19 protein-coding genes are annotated in these 20,373 nt (G+C 71.0%); 13 read left to right on the top strand and 6 right to left on the bottom strand.

Translation table 11 applies throughout. The features are described 5' to 3' along the window. Positions 1–4: 4 nt before the first annotated feature. The 11 genes from H293_RS0139090 to H293_RS53120 all read left to right on the top strand — a co-directional run bounded on the left by H293_RS0139090 (position 5) and on the right by H293_RS53120 (position 10,667). Positions 5–589 carry a nucleotide exchange factor GrpE gene (locus tag H293_RS0139090; protein ID WP_020123232.1) on the top strand — a complete coding sequence of 195 codons (585 nt, stop codon included), beginning with the start codon at positions 5–7 and terminating at the stop codon, positions 587–589. Positions 590–595: 6 nt separating this feature from the next. Next, a complete protein-coding gene (locus H293_RS0139085; RefSeq protein ID WP_020123231.1) occupies positions 596–1,534 on the top strand; it encodes a DnaJ C-terminal domain-containing protein in 939 nt (312 codons plus the stop codon). Next, a complete protein-coding gene (locus H293_RS0139080; protein WP_020123230.1) occupies positions 1,534–1,902 on the top strand; it encodes a chaperone modulator CbpM in 369 nt (122 codons plus the stop codon). Before H293_RS0139085 ends, H293_RS0139080 begins: the two co-directional genes overlap by 1 nt. Further along, complete coding sequence (gene clpB / locus H293_RS0139075) at positions 1,893–4,532, top strand: ATP-dependent chaperone ClpB (RefSeq protein WP_020123229.1); 2,640 nt, start codon at positions 1,893–1,895, stop codon at positions 4,530–4,532. Before H293_RS0139080 ends, clpB begins: the two co-directional genes overlap by 10 nt. Beyond that, positions 4,529–4,975: a thioredoxin gene (gene trxA / locus H293_RS0139070; protein ID WP_020123228.1), complete on the top strand. Its 447-nt coding sequence runs from the start codon at positions 4,529–4,531 to the stop codon at positions 4,973–4,975. Before clpB ends, trxA begins: the two co-directional genes overlap by 4 nt. 5 nt (positions 4,976–4,980) lie before the next feature. Then, positions 4,981–5,244, top strand: coding sequence for a UBP-type zinc finger domain-containing protein (locus H293_RS0139065; protein ID WP_020123227.1), 264 nt, complete (start codon positions 4,981–4,983; stop codon positions 5,242–5,244). Next, entirely contained in the window at positions 5,244–7,025 is a 1,782-nt protein-coding gene (locus H293_RS0139060; protein WP_020123226.1) for an FAD-dependent oxidoreductase, read from the top strand. The genes H293_RS0139065 and H293_RS0139060 overlap by 1 nt, the downstream gene beginning before the upstream one ends. Positions 7,026–7,068: 43 nt before the next feature. Beyond that, a complete protein-coding gene (locus H293_RS0139055) occupies positions 7,069–7,566 on the top strand; it encodes an Hsp20/alpha crystallin family protein (RefSeq protein ID WP_033416190.1) in 498 nt (165 codons plus the stop codon). A gap of 466 nt (positions 7,567–8,032) precedes the next feature. Further along, the gene (locus tag H293_RS50940) at positions 8,033–9,916 is read left to right on the top strand and encodes an MFS transporter (RefSeq protein WP_020123224.1); all 1,884 of its coding nucleotides are present in this window, start codon (positions 8,033–8,035) and stop codon (positions 9,914–9,916) included. 67 nt (positions 9,917–9,983) lie between these two features. Next, complete coding sequence (locus tag H293_RS0139045) at positions 9,984–10,376, top strand: DUF2267 domain-containing protein (protein ID WP_020123223.1); 393 nt, start codon at positions 9,984–9,986, stop codon at positions 10,374–10,376. A 36-nt stretch (positions 10,377–10,412) separates the two neighbouring features. Then, positions 10,413–10,667 (top strand): DUF2267 domain-containing protein, encoded by a 255-nt coding sequence (locus tag H293_RS53120; RefSeq protein ID WP_020123222.1) that lies wholly within the window; start codon positions 10,413–10,415, stop codon positions 10,665–10,667. 313 nt (positions 10,668–10,980) lie between these two features. Here H293_RS53120 and H293_RS0139035 read toward each other — a convergent pair whose 3' ends face one another. After that, the gene (locus tag H293_RS0139035) at positions 10,981–11,430 is read right to left on the bottom strand and encodes a DUF1931 family protein (protein ID WP_020123221.1); all 450 of its coding nucleotides are present in this window, start codon (positions 11,428–11,430) and stop codon (positions 10,981–10,983) included. A gap of 824 nt (positions 11,431–12,254) precedes the next feature. Between H293_RS0139035 and H293_RS0139030 the strand changes: the two genes are divergently transcribed. Further along, entirely contained in the window at positions 12,255–14,423 is a 2,169-nt protein-coding gene (locus tag H293_RS0139030; RefSeq protein ID WP_028808578.1) for an FUSC family protein, read from the top strand. Between the two features lie 122 nt (positions 14,424–14,545). Here H293_RS0139030 and H293_RS0139025 read toward each other — a convergent pair whose 3' ends face one another. Beyond that, the gene (locus H293_RS0139025) at positions 14,546–15,208 is read right to left on the bottom strand and encodes a DUF305 domain-containing protein (protein ID WP_020123219.1); all 663 of its coding nucleotides are present in this window, start codon (positions 15,206–15,208) and stop codon (positions 14,546–14,548) included. After that, on the bottom strand, positions 15,205–15,900 hold the full coding sequence (locus H293_RS0139020; protein WP_020123218.1) for a DUF3105 domain-containing protein: 696 nt from the start codon (positions 15,898–15,900) through the stop codon (positions 15,205–15,207). Before H293_RS0139020 ends, H293_RS0139025 begins: the two co-directional genes overlap by 4 nt. Positions 15,901–16,113: 213 nt before the next feature. On the opposite strand from H293_RS0139020, the gene H293_RS0139015 reads away from it, so the two are divergent. Next, positions 16,114–16,902 carry an AfsR/SARP family transcriptional regulator gene (locus H293_RS0139015; protein ID WP_020123217.1) on the top strand — a complete coding sequence of 263 codons (789 nt, stop codon included), beginning with the start codon at positions 16,114–16,116 and terminating at the stop codon, positions 16,900–16,902. On the opposite strand, the gene H293_RS0139010 is transcribed toward H293_RS0139015, so the two are convergent. The 3 genes from H293_RS0139010 to H293_RS0139000 are packed head-to-tail and all read right to left on the bottom strand — an operon-like array spanning position 16,829 to position 20,341. Then, a complete protein-coding gene (locus H293_RS0139010) occupies positions 16,829–18,244 on the bottom strand; it encodes an alkaline phosphatase family protein (protein ID WP_020123216.1) in 1,416 nt (471 codons plus the stop codon). The genes H293_RS0139015 and H293_RS0139010 overlap by 74 nt on opposite strands. Next, entirely contained in the window at positions 18,241–19,416 is a 1,176-nt protein-coding gene (gene eboE / locus H293_RS0139005; protein WP_020123215.1) for a metabolite traffic protein EboE, read from the bottom strand. The genes H293_RS0139010 and eboE overlap by 4 nt, the downstream gene beginning before the upstream one ends. A 13-nt stretch (positions 19,417–19,429) precedes the next feature. Further along, a complete protein-coding gene (locus H293_RS0139000) occupies positions 19,430–20,341 on the bottom strand; it encodes a TatD family hydrolase (RefSeq protein ID WP_020123214.1) in 912 nt (303 codons plus the stop codon). Between the last annotated feature and the right edge of the window lie 32 nt (positions 20,342–20,373).

Here is a 20,373-nt window from a genome sequence, read left to right as displayed (position 1 = left end):
CACCATGCCCATCCCACCCCGGGGCCCAGAGCCCGACCCGCCACCGGAAGGCGCCGTACAGCCGCCGCGCGGGGACCTTACGCAGCCCGGACAGCCGACCGAACAGGCCGAGCCGGGGCCCGACGCCGCAACCGGCACCGCCGCAGCCGACGACGATTTCGCGGCCGCGCTGCGCGAGGCCGACGACCGCTGGCGCCGCGCCCTGGCCGACCTCGACAACCTGCGCAAACGCCACGCCAGGGAGCTGAAGGGACAGGCCGCGGCCGAACGCGCCCGTACGGCTGCGGCCTTCCTGCCCGTCATCGACAACCTGGAGCTTGCCTTGAGCCACGCGGCCGCCGACCCCGGTGCGATCGTCGAAGGTGTCCGAGCTGTGCGGGACCAGGCCGTGAACGTCCTGGAGCGGCTGGGCTACCCGCGCCATGCGGAGACCGGCGTGCCGTTCGACCCGGCCCGGCACGAGGTGGTCGGCGTCGTCCAGGAACCCGACGCCGATCCGAACACCGTGGTCCAGGTCCTGCGACCCGGTTACGGGGAGGCCGAGCGGCAGCTGCGGCCTGCCGCCGTGACCGTCGCCAAGCGGGAGTGAGCGGCCATGGCACGCGACTTCTACGAGGTGCTCGGCGTTCCGCGCAGCGCCGACCGTGACGAGATCCAGCGGGCCTATCGCTCCCTGGCCCGCAAGTACCACCCCGACGTCAACAAGGACCCGCAGGCGGAGGAGCGGTTCAAGGAGATCAATGAGGCCTTCAGCGTCCTGTCCGATCCCGAGCAGCGAACCCGCTACGACCGCTTCGGCGAGGACTTCCGGAAGGTCCCGGAGGACTGGGAGGAACGGGTCGGCGCCGGTGCCGGCGCGGGAGCCGGCAGCGGCTTCCGATGGTCCACCGGGGGCGGTCCCCGGGTCCGGTACGCCACCAGCGACTTCGGTGCCGAGGGCGTCGACGTCGACGACCTGTTCGGCTCGCTCTTCGGAGGCGCCGGACGGATGCGTGTCCCCGGAGCCGACCAGGAGGCCGAACTGCCGCTCACCGTCGAGGAGGCCTACCGCGGAGGCCGCCGCACCGTCACCCTCGCCGGGCCCGACGGGCAGCGGCGCTACGAGGTGGACGTACCGGCCGGCGTCACCGACGGCCAACGCATCCGGCTGGCGGGCGAGGGCGGCCGCGGCAGCGGCGACGGTTCCGCGGGAGATCTGTATCTGCGGGTGCGGATCCAGCCGCACCCCCGGTTCCGTCTCGACGGCCGGGACGTGTACGTCCAGCTTCCGGTCACCCCCTGGGAGGCCGCGCTGGGCGCGACCGTGCCGGTGTCCACGCCGAGCGGTGCCACGGCGAAGGTGACCGTGCCCGCCGGGTCCTCCAGCGGACGGCGCCTGCGGCTGCGCGGCGAGGGCATGCCGGGCCCGCGCGGCGCGAACGGAGACCTGTACGCGGAGCTGCGGATCATGGTGCCACCCCGGCTGAGTGACCGGGAGCGCGAGCTGCTGGAGGAACTCGCCGCAGTCTCCTCATTCGACCCCAGGAGGACGTGATGAGCGACCGACCTGCCAAGGCCCGCCCATCCCCCGCACGCACGACCGAGGTGGGCGCGCGGTACGCGATCGTGCCCGTGCCCGGGCTCTCCCTGGCCACCGTGGCCCGTCGTTCGGGTCTCCATCCCGACCTGGTCCGCCGGTTCGTCGCCCTGGGACTGGTCGACGCCGAGCGCGACGCCGCGGGGCACCTGGTGTTCGACCCCACGGCCCCGGCCGCCCTGGCCCGCGTCCAGCGGCTGCGCACCGGGCTGTGCCTGAACTACGCATCCATCGGTCTGGTGCTCGACCTGCTCGACCGCATCAGCCTGCTCGAAGCCGCGCTGCGGCGTGCAGGGATGAGGAGTGATCTTCCACCATGGACATGAACCGCCTGACTCAGAAGTCACAGGAAGCCCTGCAGGAGGCGCAGAGCGCCGCCGGCAGCCTGGGCCACACCGAGGTCGACGGCGAGCATCTGCTGCTCGCCCTCCTCGACCAGGAGGACGGTCTGATCCCTAGGCTGCTGCAACAGGCCGGTACCGAGCCCGAGGAAGTGCGCGCGGCCGTACGCGAGGAACTCTCCCGGCGCCCGAAGGTCACCGGGCCAGGCGCGGCGCCCGGTCAGGTCTTCGTCACCCAGCGCCTGGCCCGGTTGCTGGACGCGGCCGAGCGGGAGGCCAAACGCCTCAAGGACGAGTACGTGTCCGTGGAGCACCTGCTGCTGGCGCTGGCCGAGGAGGGCTCGTCGACCGCCGCCGGGCGACTGCTCAACCGGGCCGGCATCACCCGGGACTCGTTCCTGAGCGCGCTCACCCAGGTCCGCGGCAACCAGCGGGTGACCTCCGCCAACCCCGAAGTGGCCTACGAGGCGTTGGAGAAGTACGGCCGCGACCTGGTCGTCGAGGCCAGGTCCGGGCGGCTGGACCCGGTCATCGGCCGGGACGCCGAGATCCGCCGGGTCACGCAGATCCTCAGCCGCAAGTCCAAGAACAATCCCGTCCTGATCGGCGATCCCGGCGTCGGCAAGACCGCGATCGTCGAGGGTCTCGCCCAGCGCATCGTGCGCGGCGACGTGCCCGAGGGCCTGCGCGACAAGATCGTGTTCGCCCTCGACATGGGCTCGCTGGTCGCCGGCGCCAAGTACCGCGGTGAGTTCGAGGAACGCCTCAAGGCGGTGCTGGCCGAGGTGAAGGCCGCCCAGGGGGGCATCCTGCTCTTCGTCGACGAACTGCACACCGTCGTGGGAGCGGGGGCCGCCGAAGGGGCCATGGACGCGGACAACATGCTCAAGCCGATGCTCGCGCGCGGCGAACTGCACATGATCGGCGCCACCACCCTCGACGAGTACCGCAAGCACATCGAGAAGGACGCCGCCCTCGAACGCCGCTTCCAGCAGGTCCTGGTCGACGAGCCGGACGTGGAGGACACCATCTCCATCCTGCGCGGACTGCGCGAACGCCTGGAGGTCTTCCACGGCGTGAAGATCCAGGACACCGCGCTGGTCTCCGCGGCCACCCTCTCCCACCGCTACATCACCGACCGGTTCCTGCCCGACAAGGCCATCGACCTCGTCGACGAGGCGTGCGCCCGGCTGCGTACCGAGATCGACTCCATGCCCGCCGAACTCGACGAGATCACCCGCCGCGTCACCCGCCTGGAGATCGAGGACGCGGCCCTGTCCAAGGAGAGCGACCCCGCCAGCAAGGCCCGCCTGGAGGAACTGCGCAGGGAACTGGCCGACCTGCGCGGCGAGGCCGACGCCAAACACGCCCAGTGGGAGGCCGAACGGCAGGCGATCCGCCGCGTGCAGGAACTGCGCCAGGAACTGGAGCAGGTCCGCCACGAGGCGGAGGAGGCCGAACGCGCCTACGACCTCAACCGCGCCGCCGAACTGCGCTACGGCCGCCTGCAGGACCTGGAGCGCCGGCTGAAGGCCGAGGAGGAGCAACTGGCCGCCAAACAAGGGCAGAACCGGCTGCTGCGCGAGGTCGTCACCGAGGAGGAGATCGCCGAGATCGTCGCCTCCTGGACCGGCATCCCCGTCGCCCGCCTCCAGGAGGGCGAACGCGAGAAACTGCTGCGCCTGGACGAGATCCTGCGCGAGCGCGTCATCGGCCAGGACGAGGCCGTCCAGCTCGTCACCGACGCCATCATCCGCGCCCGCTCCGGCATCCGCGACCCCCGCCGTCCCATCGGCTCGTTCATCTTCCTCGGCCCCACCGGCGTCGGGAAGACCGAGCTGGCCAAGACCCTCGCCCGGGCCCTGTTCGACTCCGAGGAGAACATGGTCCGCCTCGACATGAGCGAGTACCAGGAGCGGCACACCGTCAGCCGGCTCATGGGCGCACCACCCGGATACGTCGGCTACGAGGAAGGCGGCCAGCTCACCGAGGCCGTGCGCCGCAAGCCGTACTCGGTCGTCCTGTTCGACGAGATCGAGAAGGCGCACACCGATGTCTTCAACACCCTGCTGCAGATGCTCGACGACGGCCGCATCACCGATGCCCAGGGCCGCACCGTCGACTTCCGCAACACCGTGATCATCATGACGTCCAACATCGGCTCCGAGCACCTCCTCGACGGCGCGACCGCCGAGGGTGACATCAAGCCGGACGCCCGCGCCCTGGTGATGGGCGAGCTGCGCGGGCACTTCCGCCCGGAGTTCCTCAACCGCGTCGACGACATCGTGCTGTTCAAGCCGCTCGGTGAGCAGCAGATCGAGCGGATCGTGGAGCTGCAGTTCGACGAGCTGCGAAGGCGCCTCGCCGAACGCCGCATCACCGTCGAACTCACCGAAGCAGCCAGGAAGCTGATCGCCCACCAGGGCTACGACCCGGTGTACGGGGCCCGGCCGCTGCGGCGTTACATCTCCCACGAGGTCGAGACCATGGTCGGGCGCGCCCTGCTGCGCGGTGACGTCCAGGACGGCGCGACGGTCCGCGTCGACGCCGCACACGGAGAACTGGTCGTCACCTACGACAAGCCCGAGGATGTGAAGGAAGCGAGGGCGGCATGAGCACCCTGCAAGCCACCAACGTCGTCTGCCCGCACTGCGGGCGCACCAACCGGGTACCGGTGGCCGCCGAGGGCCGCCCCACCTGCGGCAACTGCAAGCAGCCGCTGCCGTGGATGGCCGATGCGGGCGACGACGACTTCACCGAAGTCGTCGAGCAGGCCACCGTGCCCGTCGTCGTCGACCTCTGGGCCACCTGGTGCGGACCCTGCCGCATGGTCAGCCCCGCGCTGGAGCAGGTCGCCACCGACCTGGCAGGAACGATCAAGCTGGTCAAGGTAGACATCGACAAGAACCCGCGTCTGGCACAGCGGTTCGAGGTCCAGGCGGTACCGACGCTGCTGGTCCTCGACAAAGGACAGATCATCGCCCGGCAGGCGGGTGCCGCACCTGCCCCTGCCCTTCGGCGGTGGGTGGAGCAGTCGATCGCGGCCCGGAAAGAGTGATCCACATGACCCTGCACGCAGATCCCCACCTCGCGCTTGTCCGGCCGGTCCAGCCGCTGACCCCAGAAGGGTGCCAGGAGTGCCTGCTGCTCGGCTCCCCGTGGGTCCACCTCAGGCTCTGCCTGACCTGCGGCCACGTCGGCTGCTGCGACTCCTCACCGAACAAGCACGCGCGTAAGCACGCGGCTGCCGACGCCCATCCGATCGTGCAGTCGTTCCAGCCCGGCGAGGACTGGCGGTGGTGCTACGTCCACGAGGCGTTCGTGTGATGCCCGGCGACGAGACGCGACCCGACGGGCCCTCGGTGCCGGACGAGGCGGAGGAAAGCGTCCCCTTCGAGACTCCTGACATCTACGGCGCCTATCCCCGCCTGAGGGACGACCAGATCGCCCGCCTGGCGGAGCACGGCCGGCGGCGCGCGGTTGACGCCGGTGACGAGCTGATCCGGGAGGGGCAGCGGTGCGAGACGTTCTACGTCGTCCTCAGTGGCTCTGTCGCCATCATCGAGAACTACGGCACGCCCGATGAACACCTGCTGCGTGTGCACGGCCCCGGCCGCTTCATCGGCGAACTCGGCCTCCTCAACGGACAGGTGGCCTTCTACACCGCCGTGGTCAGGGACCCCGGCGAGATCCTCGTCCTGTCCATGGACCAGCTGCGCGACCTGGTGACCCGGGACCCCACCCTCGGTGATGTGGTGCTGCGCGCCTGCCTGGGGCGTCGCGCTCTGCTCGTCGGACAGGGCGCCGGTTTCCGCATCATCGGCTCGCGCTACTCGCCCGACACCCGTCGGCTGCGCGAGTTCGCCGCCCGCAACCGGCTGCCGCACCGCTGGATCGATCTGGAGACGGACAAGGAGGCCGAGGCATTGCTGCGCCGCTTCGGGGTCGGGCCGGAGCAGACGCCGCTGGTGATCTGGCGGGACACGACCCTGCTGCGCAATCCGAGCAACGCCGAACTGGCCCGGTTCATCGGCCTGCCGGCCCTGGAACCGGGCAACGGCCGCGGCGACCTCCTCATCGTCGGCTCCGGTCCGGCCGGTCTCGCCGCCGCGGTGAACGCCGCCTCGGAGGGCCTCGGCACGACCGTGGTCGAGGCGCTGGCCACCGGCGGCCAGGCCGGGACGTCGTCCCGCATCGAGAATCTGCTCGGCTTCCCTTCAGGCATCTCCGGCGCCGAACTCACCGAGCGCGCCGTGCTCCAGGCGGAGAAGTTCGGCGCCCGGATCAGCGTCCCGGCGGAGGCGGCCCGGCTCGAGCGGCGGGACGACCACTACGCCGTCGGGTTCGCCGACGGCAGCGAGGTCACCGCCCGTACCGTCGTCCTGGCCACCGGCGCCCGCTACCGCCGCCTCCGGGTGCCCGGCATCGAGCCTTTGGAGGGCACCAGCGTCCACTACTCGGCGACCGTCTACGAGGCGCAGCAGTGCCGTACCGACCCGGTGGCGGTGGTCGGCGGCGGCAACTCCGCGGGGCAGGCGGTGCTCTTCCTGGCCGGATACGCACCGCAGGTGTATCTGCTCGTCCGTGGTCCGAGCCTCGATGCGCACATGTCCCGCTATCTGATCGATCAGATCGAGCGCCACCCCCGAGTGCGGGTGCTCCTGCACACCGAGGTGACCGAGGCACTGGGCGACAAGACGCTAGAGGCGGTCACCGTGGTCGACCACCGTACGGGCGAGCACCGCCCCCTTGAGGTGCGGGCGCTGTTCGTCTTCACCGGCGCCGACCCGCACACCGATTGGCTGTCCGGCGTGCTCGCTCTCGACGCGCGCGGCTTCGTGCTCACCGGGGCGGAGGCGCAGGCCTCCTCCGTTCCCGAACTGTGGCAGAGCCAGGGCCGCGACTGCCTGACGTTGGAGACCAGCCTGCCCGGCGTCTTCGCCGCCGGCGATCTGCGCAGCGGCTCGGTGAAGCGCGTGGCCTCCGCGGTCGGCGAAGGCGCGATGAGCATCCACTTCGTGCACCGCTACCTGGGCCGCACCGCCGCGCCCGGCAACACCGACACCTCCCCGCACACCCGTCCGAAACAGTCCGCTTGGCTCGCATGACGCCCAGCGGGGACACCACGAGAAGGAGAAGGAGGCGATGGCCATGGCCACGCCCGTCCGGCGCCACCGCGGTGGCGCAATGCAGGACAGGCCCGTCGGCTGGGCACGCAATCCACTGACTGAGTTCGATCAACTGCTCAGCGAGATGAGCGGGCTGATGGAATCCACGGTGGGAACCGCGGCGCCCGCAGTCGCGTGGACGCCCCTGGCGGATGTCACGGAGTCCGACGACGCCTTCCACGTCGAGATCGAACTCCCCGGCGTCAAGAAGAAGGACATCAACGTCGAGGCGAACGGCCAGGAGCTGGTGGTCACCGGAGAGATCAAGGAGAAGGAACGCAAAGGCGTCCTGCGCCGGAGCACCCGCCGCACCGGGTCCTTCGAGTACCGGCTGCGGCTGCCCGGAGAGCTCGACACCGAGAAGATCAATGCGCAGATCTCGGACGGGATGCTCAACATCACCGTCCCCAAGGCCGAGGTCGCAAAGCCCCGGCACATCGAGATCAGCGAGACGAGTGAAAGCACCGAGAGCAAGGGCTGAGACCCGAACGCCGCGGTTCCGGACACATGTCCGGCACCGCGGCCGGGCGGCCGAGGCTCGACACCGAGGGACTCATGAACGACGTCCGCACCCCCTCACGGCGGCGGAGACGCGGCAGGTGGCTCCCCACCGGCTTCCTTTCGGCCCCGCAGGCGCCAGGCGCGCAGCAGCCGAAGGGGAAGCAGGCCCAGCGGTGCTCGTCGGCCGATGTCGGCCTGGTCCTCGCGGTCGAATGCGCGGGCGTAGCGCTCGGCGTCCTGGGCCGTCGGATATCGCTTGCTTCCCTCCGTTCCACACCCACGCGCGCAGTGCCAGCGCATCGTGTCGCCCTCATGGCGAAAGCGAAAACGGTGTCCCAGAAGGCGGCAGCGCAGCACAGCAGACCACTCTATGCAGATCTGCCTGCTTCAGCCCGTTCTGTCCCTCTCCAGGTGACAGCCCATGGCCCTGAACGAGGAGGCATGGCATGACCACCACTGCCGAACTCGGTGTCGTCACGACCAAGGTCCCCGCCCGGCTCGACCGGCTGCCGTGGTCCCGATTCCATTGGCGGATCGTCATCGGCCTGGGAACCGTCTGGATTCTGGACGGGCTCGAAGTGACCATCGTCGGGGCGGTTGCCGCCCGTATGACCGAGCCGGACAGCGGCATCAACCTGACCAGCGCCGACATCGGCACTGCCGCCGCCATCTACGTGGCAGGCGCCTGTGCGGGCGCTCTCCTGTTCGGGAGGCTCACCGACCGCTACGGGCGCAAGAAGCTGTTCATGCTCACGCTCGGCATCTACATCCTCGCCACCGTCGCGACCGCGTTCGCCCACGACGCCTGGTACCTCTACCTCGCCCGCTTCGTCACCGGTATGGGCATCGGCGGAGAGTATGCCGCGATCAACTCGGCCATCGACGAGCTGATTCCTGCCCGCAACCGTGGGCAGGTGGATCTGGCCATCAACGGCAGCTACTGGGTCGGTGCGGCGACCGGCAGCCTGGTCGCCGTCCTGCTTCTCAACGAGAGTCTTCTGCCGGCGGACCTCGGCTGGAGGCTGGCCTTCGGTCTGGGCGGCATTCTGGGCCTGGGCATCATGCTGGTACGCCGCCACGTGCCGGAAAGTCCGCGCTGGCTGTTCATCCACGGGCACCAAGCCGAGGCTGAACGCATCGTCGACCAGATCGAGGCCGAAGTACGCCAAGAGACCGGCCTCGATCTGCCGGAACCGGGCGAGGCGGTCACCGTACGACAGCGCGACGTCATCCCGTTCAGGGAGATCGCCGCCGTGGCTCTGCGGCGGTACCCGCGTCGCGCCCTCCTCGGTCTGGCGCTCTTCGTCGGACAGGCGTTCCTGTACAACGCGATCGTCTTCGACCTGGGCACGATCCTGAACGGCTTCTTCGACATCGGCTCCGGCTCGATCCCCTATTACCTTGCCATCTTCGCGATCGTCAACTTCCTCGGACCACTCCTTCTCGGCCGACTGTTCGACACCGTCGGCAGGAAGCCGATGATCGCGGGCACCTACTTCGGCTCGGCAGTCGTGGCAGCCGTCCTCGCCGTCCTGCTGATCAACGGCTCCCTGACGACATGGTCGTTCTTCCTGCTGGTCTCGCTGACCTTCTTCGTGGCGTCCGCGGGAGCGAGCTCGGCCTACTTGACGGTGAGCGAGGTCTTCCCCATGGAGACCCGAGCCCTGTCCATCTCGCTGTTCTTCGCGATCGGCACGGCCGTGGGCGGAATCACCGGCCCGCTGCTGTTCGGCCACCTGATCCACAGTGGCGATGCCAACCTGGTGGCCATCGGCTTCCTCGTCGGAGCGGCAGCCATGGCGCTGGGCGGGCTGGCCGAGGTGTTCTTCGGTGTCCGGGCCGAACAACAGTCCCTGGAGAACATCGCCCGGCCGCTCACCGCCGAGGAAGCCGAGGCAGCCTCGCGCGACGAGGTCGCGCCACAGGAGGCACGGGACCGCATCCGGCCCGCGCACGTCCGGCGGGCCGCGCACGAGCGGGACCTGCGTATCGCCGACCGCACCGCCCGCCGCCGGGAGCGGGAGCGCGCCGGAGCCCGTCGCTATCGCCCGGGCACCGGACCGGGCAGCACTCTGTACTCGCCGGGGATGGCCGGCACCGCGGGCACGGCAAGCCGTACGTCCGCCATGGCCGAACAAGGCCTCGACGACGAGATCGAACAGATCACCCACACACTCCAGGAAGCCGGCCCGACGAGCCGCGACCGACTCGAACAGGCCGTGGGCGGCCGTTCCTGGGGCCCCGGCCGCTTCCGCCGCGCCCTGCGTGAGGCCGAGCGGGAGTCCCGGGCCAAGAGCCTTGCGAACGGCAGCTACGCGCCGACGGACTGACCCGGCCGGCGCACAGCGCACCAGGCACCATCCTGACCAGCGGTGACCGGGACACAAGGAGGCAGCGATGAAATACGACGGATTCCTCGCCCGTGTACGCGAGCTGGGCGAATACAAGGACCAGGCCGAAGCCGCGCACGTCACCAACGCCGTGCTGGAAGTGCTGGCCCAACGCATCAGCCCCGGAGAGGTCAAAGACCTCGCGTCCCAGCTGCCCGGCCCGCTGGGACAAGTTCTGGACCGAGCCACGCCGCAGCAGGCGCAGAGCTTCGGGATCGAAGAGTTCTACCGCCGGGTCGCCGAACGCACCGATGCCCGGCCGCGTACGGCGGAATGGGACGCCAGCGCGGTCCTGACCACCGTTGCCGAGGCTGTCACCGGCGGAGAACTGAACCAGGTCATCAGCCAACTCCCCTCCAGTTACGCCGTGCTGTTCGGCAAGGCCGACCTCGCGGACTGAGCCCGTGAGACGCCCAGAACGAAAGGCCCACGAAAAATGGTTGAGACAGGTTTCTCCTCGTTCGACACCATGGTGGACAAGGCGAATCGGCTCCTGAAGGACGTCGAGGAGGCCTTCGAGTGGCCCAGAGACCGGCGCAAGCAGTCGTACGCGGCACTTCGGGCCGTGCTGCACCCGCTCCGGGATCGTCTCCCGGTCGAGACGGCCGTACAGTTCGGCGCCCAACTGCCGACCCTCATCAGAGGCATCTACTACGACGGCTGGAAACCGGCCGAGACGCCGGCGTACTGAAGACTCTGGAGCGCCATGTGAGCGCCGGTGAATGGCAGCACCTCAAATCCCGGGTGCCGAACTCGTTTGCCGCGCTCTTGCCGTGATCCGAGCAGAGGAGATCTGCAACGGAGGCGGGTGGCCGCAGTTGCACCACAGCACATGCCCACCGGTGGACATACACCGGTGGGCATGTGCAACCGCTGCGGATCGCTCGGCATCCAGCGGTCCTGGACGTGGACGAGCCCTGCGGCGGGGCGGCGGGATCGTTGCGGCAGCCGGGGAGGCAGAGCGCGTTGACGCTGTATGGCCGCAGCCTGGTCCGGTCGCCACCTCACAGCAGGAGGTCGAAGACGGCTCGGGCCTCGTCCCAGTGCTGGGTCTGGGGGTTCTTCAGGTCGGGGTGGAGGATCTTGAAGCTCTGGGCAAGGGCCAGGCTGAGCCCGCCGATGATGTCCGGATAGGCCTCCTCGGTCTCCTCGTCGGGCGTGCGGTCCAGAGCGGGGTGGGTGGCGAGCTGTTCCAGGATCGGCTTGAGTTCTACTTCCTGGTCGATCTTCCGGAAACGGTGAATACTCTCCTGCAGGCCCTTCGTGATCGGTAGGTCACAGGTCCGGATGACGTCACGCCCATTGGCCTTGGCGGTGGCCTGGGCGACGGTCAGCAGGTCGTAGAGCTTGGCGTCGACGAAGTCGTTGTAGCGCTTGAGATCGTTCTTGTCGACGTCCAGCCCCGCGGCCGCGCGGAAGAACCTTTCGAACCTGGCGATGGACATCACGGTCATGACGGCAACCTCCAGCTGCGGACGCCGGGGTGACTCCCGGTCCTCTGGGCTTGGCAGTCAGCCTGGCCGACGGGGGTGCGCGAACGCATGCGCATGTCGGGCCCAATTGGCTGCCCTGTATTGCCCTGCCAGGCCCAGGCGTCCGAAGGAGGGGCCGTCGCCGCGGTGGACAACAAGCCGGGGAGCCGCTCGGGAGAGGCTGGTGAACAGCCAGGGCTGGTTGCAGCGGACCACCCCGGCTCCTTGCTGGTGGAGCAGGCTCCCTGGCGGGAAGACGAGGAGAACTGGCCGCACAGCCCGCACCTGCCGGCGGTGGCCGGCGCGTGGCTCTCCTGGCGGATCCGGACACGTTGACGCAGATCGCGAAGCGCATGGCCCGTCGTCGTGGCCCTCACCGATCTCCCGCTGCACTCCAACGGGCGCAAGCTCGCTGTGAATCTGAATCACGAACACGGAACAGCCGCTTCCGGGGTCCTTCGTCAATCGTTTCGCGCCTGTTCATCCGGGCCCGATCGGTGAGAAGGGGACTGACGATCTTCGGTACGTGGCTGTTGGTGCCGGGCTTGTCGAAAGCCCTGGCGGCCGGCCACGGTGGGCGGCGCATTGGGATCAGGCCTGGAGAGCGACGAGGCGATCCGGGCAGCCGCCTACTCCGAGCGCGAACAGGAACGTCGCCACACTCGAATTGAACCGACACCGGCACGACCGGTTCCCGGACGCCCGTGCGGCATCGCCGCTCACCGCTGGCCGGCATAACCGGCAAGCACAGAGGCGGCGGCGCAGCCGACGCGACCCGGCAGCGCGTTCCGGTTAGGCTCACACCCGTGAGATGGCTGCGGGCCTTCGCGGAGGTCATGCGATCAGGGCTCACAATCGAGGAGACGCGGCTGGAGCCCCTGCTCGCGCTGCGCACGGCAGCCGGAGTGGCGATCGTCGTCGGGTTGGCGCTGTGGCTGGTCTCCCCTGCGTACGCCGCGTCCGCCGCCCTGGGTGCCTACTCTGCGGGTGGGGCCACCTTCCAGCGCACTTGGCGTCCGCGCAAGGTGATCGCGCTCAGTGCGGGCGCGGGTCTGGCGCTCAGCACGTTCGTGGGCTACCTGGCGGCAGGGCGACTCGTGACGTTCCTCCCACTGCTGGCCGTATGGGCCTTTGCCGCGGGGCTGGCGTGGGCTCTCGGCTCGACCGCTGGGATCGTCGCTGCGACGACGGTCGGCAGCATGCTGGTGACCATCACCCTGCCCACGAGTGTCGGGCGCGCCCTGGAGCACGCCGGGGTCATCGCACTGGGGGGCGTGGCGCAGGCCGTGCTGATTCTGCTGTTCCCGGTCCGCCGTTGGGGGGCGCATCGTGACGCGCTCGCCGACGCCCTGGCCTCCGTGGCGGACTACGCCCGCAGGCTGCGGCACGACCCCACCGCGCCGTTCGAACCGGAGCCGTTGATGACGGCCCGGGACGCGGCTGCCGTGACACCGTCACAGGCTCGCACGCGGCCCCCCGTCCTGCACGGCCCCCGGGGCCTCGCCGAGCGCATTGTTCCGGTCGTCGCCGCGCTCGCCGATCCCGACGTCGGCGCCCCGGCGGAGGGGCCCGGGCGGGACCGCGCACGGGAGTTGCTCGCCGCGGCCGCCGACGTCCTGGACGCGGCCGCCCGTACGGTCCGACGCGGCACTCCCACCGAGGTGCCGAACGGGGCGGTGGAGGCTTTGCACGCCGAGCACGAGGTGCTGGAGGGGCCCGCGCGGCAGGCCGCCGAGCGGCTCGTGGAGCTGCTCAGCGAGGCGTTGGAGATCGCCGGGAGCGGCGAGGCGCGCGACAAGACGCCTGCGCCGCACGGACCCGCGAGCGCCCAGTTCCTGGTGCGCCCGACCATGTTCAGGCTCCTCCCGGTCGTCGTCCGGGCGGTCCGCCCAGAACTCCGCCGGGACTCGCCTGTGTTCCGGCATGCCGTCCGCCTCGCGGCGGTGGCGACGCTCGGCTATCTGATCGCTTCCCGGCTGCCCCTGCACCACGGCTACTGGGCGCCCATCGCCTCGGTGATGGTGATGCGGCCGGACTTCCACCGGACGTACGCGCGAGCGGTGGCCCGTCTCGCCGGAACCCTGGCGGGGGTCGCGCTCGCCACCGGGATGGTGCGGGCCCTGGGACCGGACGCCCATGTGTTCGGGGCGCTGGCGGTGGTATCGGCGGCCCTGTCGTACACGCTGGTCCGTACCGGCTACGCCTACTCCCAGTGCTTCACCGCCGCGTACGTCGTCTTCCTGCTCGGCATGGGCGGCCAGGCGTGGGAGCAGACGGTCCCGGAGCGGGTGGTGCTCACCCTGCTCGGCGGGGTCCTGGCGATGCTGGCGTACGTGGTGTTCCCCGCATGGGAGACCCCCCGGCTGCCGGGCCGGCTTGCGGACTGGCTCGCCGCCAACGGCCGCTACGCGGCAGCGGTGCTCCGCAGCTACGCCGAACCGACCCCGGAACAACGGGCCGACGTGCGCAGGGCCCTGCTGGCGAGCAGGGAGGCACGTGCCGCCTGGAAGGAAGCCTACGACCAGGCACGGCAGGAACCGGTCCGCCCCAGGGGCCTGACATCGCGCGAGGCGGAGGAGGCGGAGGAAGCGCTCAAAGGGTTCGACCGGGCGGCGATGGTCATGGAGAGCCACGTCCCGCAGGTCGACAGCCGTTTCGCCCCCGAGGCCGAGCGGCTCGCCGCGGCTCTGGAGGCGGACACCGCTCGGGCGGCAGTCGATGTGCGCGAGCACCGGAATCCGGACTGGGGGCGCGTGGAGGAGGCGCTCCACGCGTGGGCGGGCGCCGCCGGGGACCGGAGTCCGGTGCTGCGACGCGGCGCGGAACTGCAGAAGCGGGCCTTGGAGGATCTCGCCACAGCTGTAAGCCGCACCCCCTTGGAACGTGACGTCGGCTCCGCTCGCGAGGAGCAACGGGTGCGGGCGGCCATGGCTGCGGAAGACGATGGGTCAGGACCTCGGAACCGGGGCGGCTGACGGCTCGGCGACAAGGAGCCCCGCGCCCCTCGGAGCGGGCGCAAAAGCAGGCTCACTCGCCCGACGAGGGCCGGGTTCTCCTGGAGTTCCGGACGACGGATGTGGGCCACAACGGGGGCGGTTCACGGGCTGCCGGCGCCCAGGTCCGTCAGCAGGGACTCCATCAGGGCGATCTCCGCCCGCTGGCCCCGGACCATGCCCTGGGCCAGGCGGTGGACGGTCTGCGGCGTGCCGTTGGCGGTGACCGCCTCGGCCATGTGCACACCGCCTCGGTGATGGATGATCATCAGGCGCAGGTAGAGCAGGTCCGCCTGCCGGCCGTGTGCCGCGGACAGGCGTGCCATGTCGGTACGGTCGGCCATGCCGGGCATGAGGACTCCCGCGCGGCGGTCCGCGGCGCTCGGTGCCGGCATGTCCATCCACAGCATGGCCGGTCCGCTGGAGGTCGCGGTGCGGCCCCACGTCTGGAGCCAGCCCAGCATCATCCCCCGTTGGGTGGCCTGGGTGTTGGCGATGTCGTAGGCCAGGGTGCGCACCTGTGGCGATGCCCCGTCGCGCAGGACGGCCAGTGACATCTCGACCGCCTGTTGGTGGTGAACGGCCATGTCCCGGCTGAACCCGACCGCGACCGAGTCCTCGGCGGGCACCGGGTCACCGGCGGGGGCCCGGCCGGACAGGGTGGTCAACAGCAGGACCGTGACCAGCAGCAGAAGCGCGCCGGCCGGCAGGAACACCTGGGTGAGGCGGCTCCGTGCGGCGTCCCGAACCGACGCCTCGCCGGTCACGGGGTGGCCTTCCCGCCGGTGACCGGGGCGCCTTCCTCGGGCGCCTGCGGCCCCTGGACATAGGCGTCGAAGAACTCGTCGACCCGCGGGTCGTCGGCCGAGTCGACGGTCAACTGATGTCCCCAGGCGGTGAGTTCGACGCGACCGGGCTGGTCGGGCAGCGGGCTCATCATCCGGTACGGCACGCCCGCCACCTTGGCCCGCAGTTTCTCCACCTCGGCCTTCGGAAGGGCACGGGAGTACGTCACCCACACGGCACCGTGTTCCAGCGCGTGCACGGCGTTCTCCTCGCGCAACGGCCGTGTGTAGACGTCCCCGTTGGCGTTCTGCCATCGGGGGTCGTGCCGGCCGCCGACCGGGGGCCACGGGGTGCGCGGGTAGTCGACCTCGCCCTTGACGTGAAGACGGTCCAGGCTGTCGTAGACCTTCTCCCCCCGGACATTGGCCTTGGTGGGGTCGATCCCGGAGTCGGCGGCGGTGTCCTTCTCGGGCCTGCCCTGGACACTCAGCACCACGGCGACGACCGCGACCGCCGCCGCCAGCGCGGATCCCGTCGTGGCGGCAGTGCGCAGTCGCTTGGTGCGGCGGGCCCGGCGGGCGTCGTGATCGCGCAGTTCGGCGAGCCTGGCCCGGCGTGTCTCGTCGTCACGGCCGGCCGGCGCGGGCGTGTGCTGGCGCTGGTCCTGAGACATGGGCGGCCTCTCGCTGCACGGGCATGGACGGGCCTCAGGATAGGAACGGTGCGGTCCCCAAGTCCCGGGGCCGGGGTCCCGTTCCGCTCCCAGGACGGTGTCGGGTCGCGGGTCCCGGGCTCCCGGGACAAAAGGCGACCTACGCTGTGCGATCGCCACGGCACGGCTGCCGCCTGCGGTGCCGGCACGCACGATCAACGGGTGGGAGAAAGAGTGGAATTCGGCATCCTGGGGCCGCTGCGGGTCCGTACCGACGGCCGGGAGATCGCGATCCCGGGCCGCAAGCAGCGGACCTTGCTGGCCGCGCTGCTGCTGGCCCGCGGAGATGTCCTGTCCGACGAACGCCTCACCGCGCTCCTGTGGGGTCAGCGGCCCCCCGCGACGGTGAGCGCACAGCTCTACACCTACGTCTCACGGCTGCGGCAGCGCCTCGGCACCGCCGTCGAGCTCGTCCGCGAACCGGCCGGTTACCGGCTGGGCATCCGGGACGCGGTGTTCGACGCCGCCGAGTTCCACCGGTTGTCCCGCGCCGGTCACCAGGCCCTGCGCGAGAACCGGCCCGACGCGGCTGCCCGGTTGCTCCGCGCCGCCCTGGACCTGTGGCGAGGGCCTTCCCTGGGCGGGGTCACCGACCAGCTCCAGGCGGCCGAGACGCCGCAACTCGACGAGGCGCGGATGACCGCCCTGGAGAGTCGCCTGGAGGCCGAACTGGCTCTCGGTGAGCACCGGCAGCTGGTCGCCGAACTCACGGGCCTGGTGGCCCGGTTCCCGCTGCGTGAGCGGCTGCGGGCCCAGTGGATGACCGCGCTGTACCGGTGCGAGCGGCAGGCGGAGGCGCTCGCCGTCTACCAGGAGGGCCGGCGGCTGCTCGCCGAGGAGCTGGGCGTCGACCCGGGCCCCGCACTGACCGCCACGCACCATGCCGTCCTCAGCGGTGGGCTGGCGCTGGACGATCCGGTGAGTCGTGCCGCAGCCCTGCCAGGCGCAGCAGCAGCTCCTTGACCTCGGTCGCGGCGATCCGGGGCCGATGGGCCATGGGCGCGTCGCAGAGCAGGACCGGGCCGTCGTCGGCGTGGGCGGGCAGCAGTCCGTGGCTGCCGCGCACCCGGGAGGGGTCGAGGGACACCACGTCCATCAGATAGCGCATCCCCAGACGCTTGCGGGCCAGCGCACCGGCCGCCCGCAGCTTGACCAGGCGATCGGTGTGGTCGAAGAGCAACTCGGCCGGGTCGTAACCGGGTTTGCGGTGAATGTCGACCGTCCGGGCGAAGTCCGGGGCGCGTTCGTCCTCCAGCCAGTAGTAATACGTGAACCAGGCGTCCGGTTCCGCCAGGGCGACCAGCTCCCCGGAGCGCGGATGGTCGAGGCCGTGTTCCTTGCGGGCGGCGCCTCCCAGGAGGGCGGCGAGGCCGGGCAGCGGCTCCAGCACCTTCCGTACGGCGGGCAGGTCCGCGGGATCGGCGACATACACATGGGCGACCTGGTGGTCGGCGACGGCGAACGCCCGGGACGTCCACGGGTCGAGGTACTCCATGCCGGCCTGGCTGTGGACGGCGAGCAGGCCCGCACGCCTGAGGGCGCGGTTGATGTCCACCGGCCGGGAGACCTCGGTGATCCCGTATTCGCTGAGCGCGACCGTGGTCGCTCCGGCACGGCGGGCGTCGTCGAGGAGCGGGGCGAGGGTGCGGTCCAGCAGACGTGCGGCGGAGATCGCCTGTCGGCTGTCCGGGCCGTACCGCTGGAGGTCGTAGTCGAGGTGGGGGACGTAGACCAGGCTGAGGTCGGGGCGGCGGGTGCGCAGGATGTGGCGGGCGGCGTCGGTGATCCAGCGCGAGGACGCGATGTCCGCCGTGGGTCCCCAGAACCGGAAGAGCGGGAACTCCCCGAGCAGATCGGTGAGTTCGTCGTGCAGGGCAGGCGGGTGGGTGTAGCAGTCGGGCTCCTTGCGCCCGTCGGCGTGGTAGACGGGGCGCGGGGTGACGGTCCAGTGGACGTCGGCTCCCATGGCGTACCACCAGCACACGTTGGCGACGGTGTAGCCGGGGGCCAGTCGGCGGGCGGTCTCCCAGATCTTCTCCCCGCCGACGAGCCGGTTGTGCTGGCGCCACAGCAGCACCTCGCCGAGGTCGCGGAAGTACCAGCCGTTGGCCACCGCACCGTGCGCATCCGGGGTCTCCCCGGTGAGCAGGGTGGACTGGACAGTGCAGGTGACCGCGGGCAGCACGGGGTCCAGGCGGGCCCGGAACCCGCGTTCGCCGAGGGCGCGCAGGTGGGGCATGTGGGAGAGGAGCCGCGGGGTGAGCCCCACGACGTCGAGTACCAGCAGTCGGTTCACCGGGGTCACCTCGTGTCTCCGTCCTTGAGCCCGAGCCGGGCCAATGCGTCACGCGCCCAGGCGAGTTCGGCGGCGATGCCGTCGACGAGATCGCTCTGCCGGGCACCGGGGCCGGTACTGCCGGGCAGCACCGACCAGGTGTACGTCTCCACCTCCAGGTGGTCGGTGAGCGCGGCCGGGCCGCCGACCAGGGTTTCCAGCGCGGCGAGCAGTTCGTCCCCGGTGGAGCGCAGCGGGGGGCTGGGGGCGGCGTGCAGCGGGGTGTGGAAGTGGACGCGCCAGGGGCCCGCGCCGGGCAGCGCTCCGCCCAGCGCGTCGGGCAGGTCGTCGACGGCCAGCAGCCTCCCGCGCAGCGACTCGCGGGTCTGGTGGAGGAAGCGGGGCTCGGCGAACTCCCAGAGAGCGGCGCGCGCGGCCGGGTCCCGCGGGTCGTCGACGGCCAGCGCACAGGAGACCTGCGCCTTGACGACGGGCAGCCCGGCGGCACCCAGCCGGGCGCAGGCGGCCGACGCGTCCTCGAAGCCGACGGCGGTGTGACAGGTGTCGAGGCACACGCCGAGCCATCGTGGATCGACGTCGGCGAGCAGGCGTGCGGCCTGGTCAGTGTTCTCGATCACGCAGCCGGGTTCGGGTTCGAAACCGACCCGCACGGTACGGCCGGTGTCGGCGGCCAGCGCTGCCAGGCCCTGGGCCAGCCGGTCGAGGTGACGGCCGATGCGGTCGGCGCGGTCGGTCGTCCACGGTTCCCGCCAGGCGAGCGGAAGGGTGGACACCGAGCCGCGGGCGGCGTCGTCGGGCAGCAGCCCGGCCAGCACCCGGGCGCAGTCGAGGGTGTGCTCCAGCCGGGCGGGCTCGGACCAGTCGGGCCGGTACACGGACTTCTTCACCGCGCGGTCGTGGAAGCCGCGGTAGGGGAAGGCGTTGAGGGTGACGACCTCCAGGCCCCGGGCGTCCAGCTCGCCGCGCAGCCGGGCCACCGCGCCGGGGTCGGTGGTCAGTTCGGTGACGGCTGGGCGGGAGAGCCACAGTCCGAGGCCGAGCCGGTCGTGGCCGAGGCGGCGGCGCACCGGTTCGGCGTAGCGGTTGAGCTGGGCGAGGACACCGTCGAGGGTCTCGGCGGGATGCACGTTGGTGCAGTAGGCGAGGTGGACGGTGGTGCCGTCCGGGTGGGTGAAGCGCATCGGACCTCCGCGGTCACTCGCCGCCGCGGGCGAGGGAGTTGCCCGCGTAGGCGGCCACGGGAGCGGGGGCGGCCACGGGAGCGGGGGCGGCCCCGTCGTCGGCTGCCGGGGCGGCTTCGGTGCCGGCGGCCGGTTCCAGGTCGAGGCGCCCGCTCTGTCCGTAGAAGGCGACCGGGTTGCGCCACAGCACCCGGTCGACGTCGTCCGCGTCGAACCCGGCGGCGAGCATGGCGTCGCCCGTGGCCCGGGTCTTCAGCGGGTCGCTGTGGCCCCAGTCGGCCGCCGAGTTCACGAGCATCCGCTCGGTGCCGTACCGGCCGAGGATGTCCACCATGCGCCGCTCGCTCATCTTCGTGCGCGGATAGACGGAGAAGCCCATCCAGCAGCCGCTGTCCGCGACCATGCCGACCGTCGCCTCCGTGAGGTGGTCCACGACGACGAACTCCGGGTCGATGCCGGATTCCCGGACGACGTCGAGGGTACGACGGGTTCCGGTCGCCTTGTCGCGGTGCGGGGTGTGGACCAGCACCGGGAGGCCGTGCCGCAGGGCGAGTTCGAGCTGCCGGGCGAAGGCATCGTCCTCCGCCGGCGTCATGGAGTCGTAGCCGATCTCCCCGACGGCGACGACGCCGTCCTTGGCGAGGTAGCGCGGAAGCAGGTCCAGGACGCCCGTGAGGCGCGGGTCGCCCGCCTCCTTCGGGTTGAGGGCGAGCGCGCAGTGGTGACGGATGCCGAACTGCGAGGCGCGGTGCGGCTCCCAGCCGAGCAGCGCGTCGAAGTAGTCGGCGAAGGTCCCGACGCCGGTGCGGGGCTGGCCGAGCCAGAACGCGGGCTCCACGAGGGCACGGACGCCGGCCGCGGCCATCGCCTCGTAGTCGTCGGTGGTGCGGGAGGTCATGTGGATGTGGGGATCGAAGATGCGCACGGGCGCGCTCACTCCCTGGGGTCGGTGGGTGG

Source organism: Streptomyces canus 299MFChir4.1 (assembly GCF_000383615.1).
GTDB lineage: Bacteria > Actinomycetota > Actinomycetes > Streptomycetales > Streptomycetaceae > Streptomyces > Streptomyces canus_C.
This window is presented reverse-complemented; position numbering and strand designations above follow the sequence as displayed.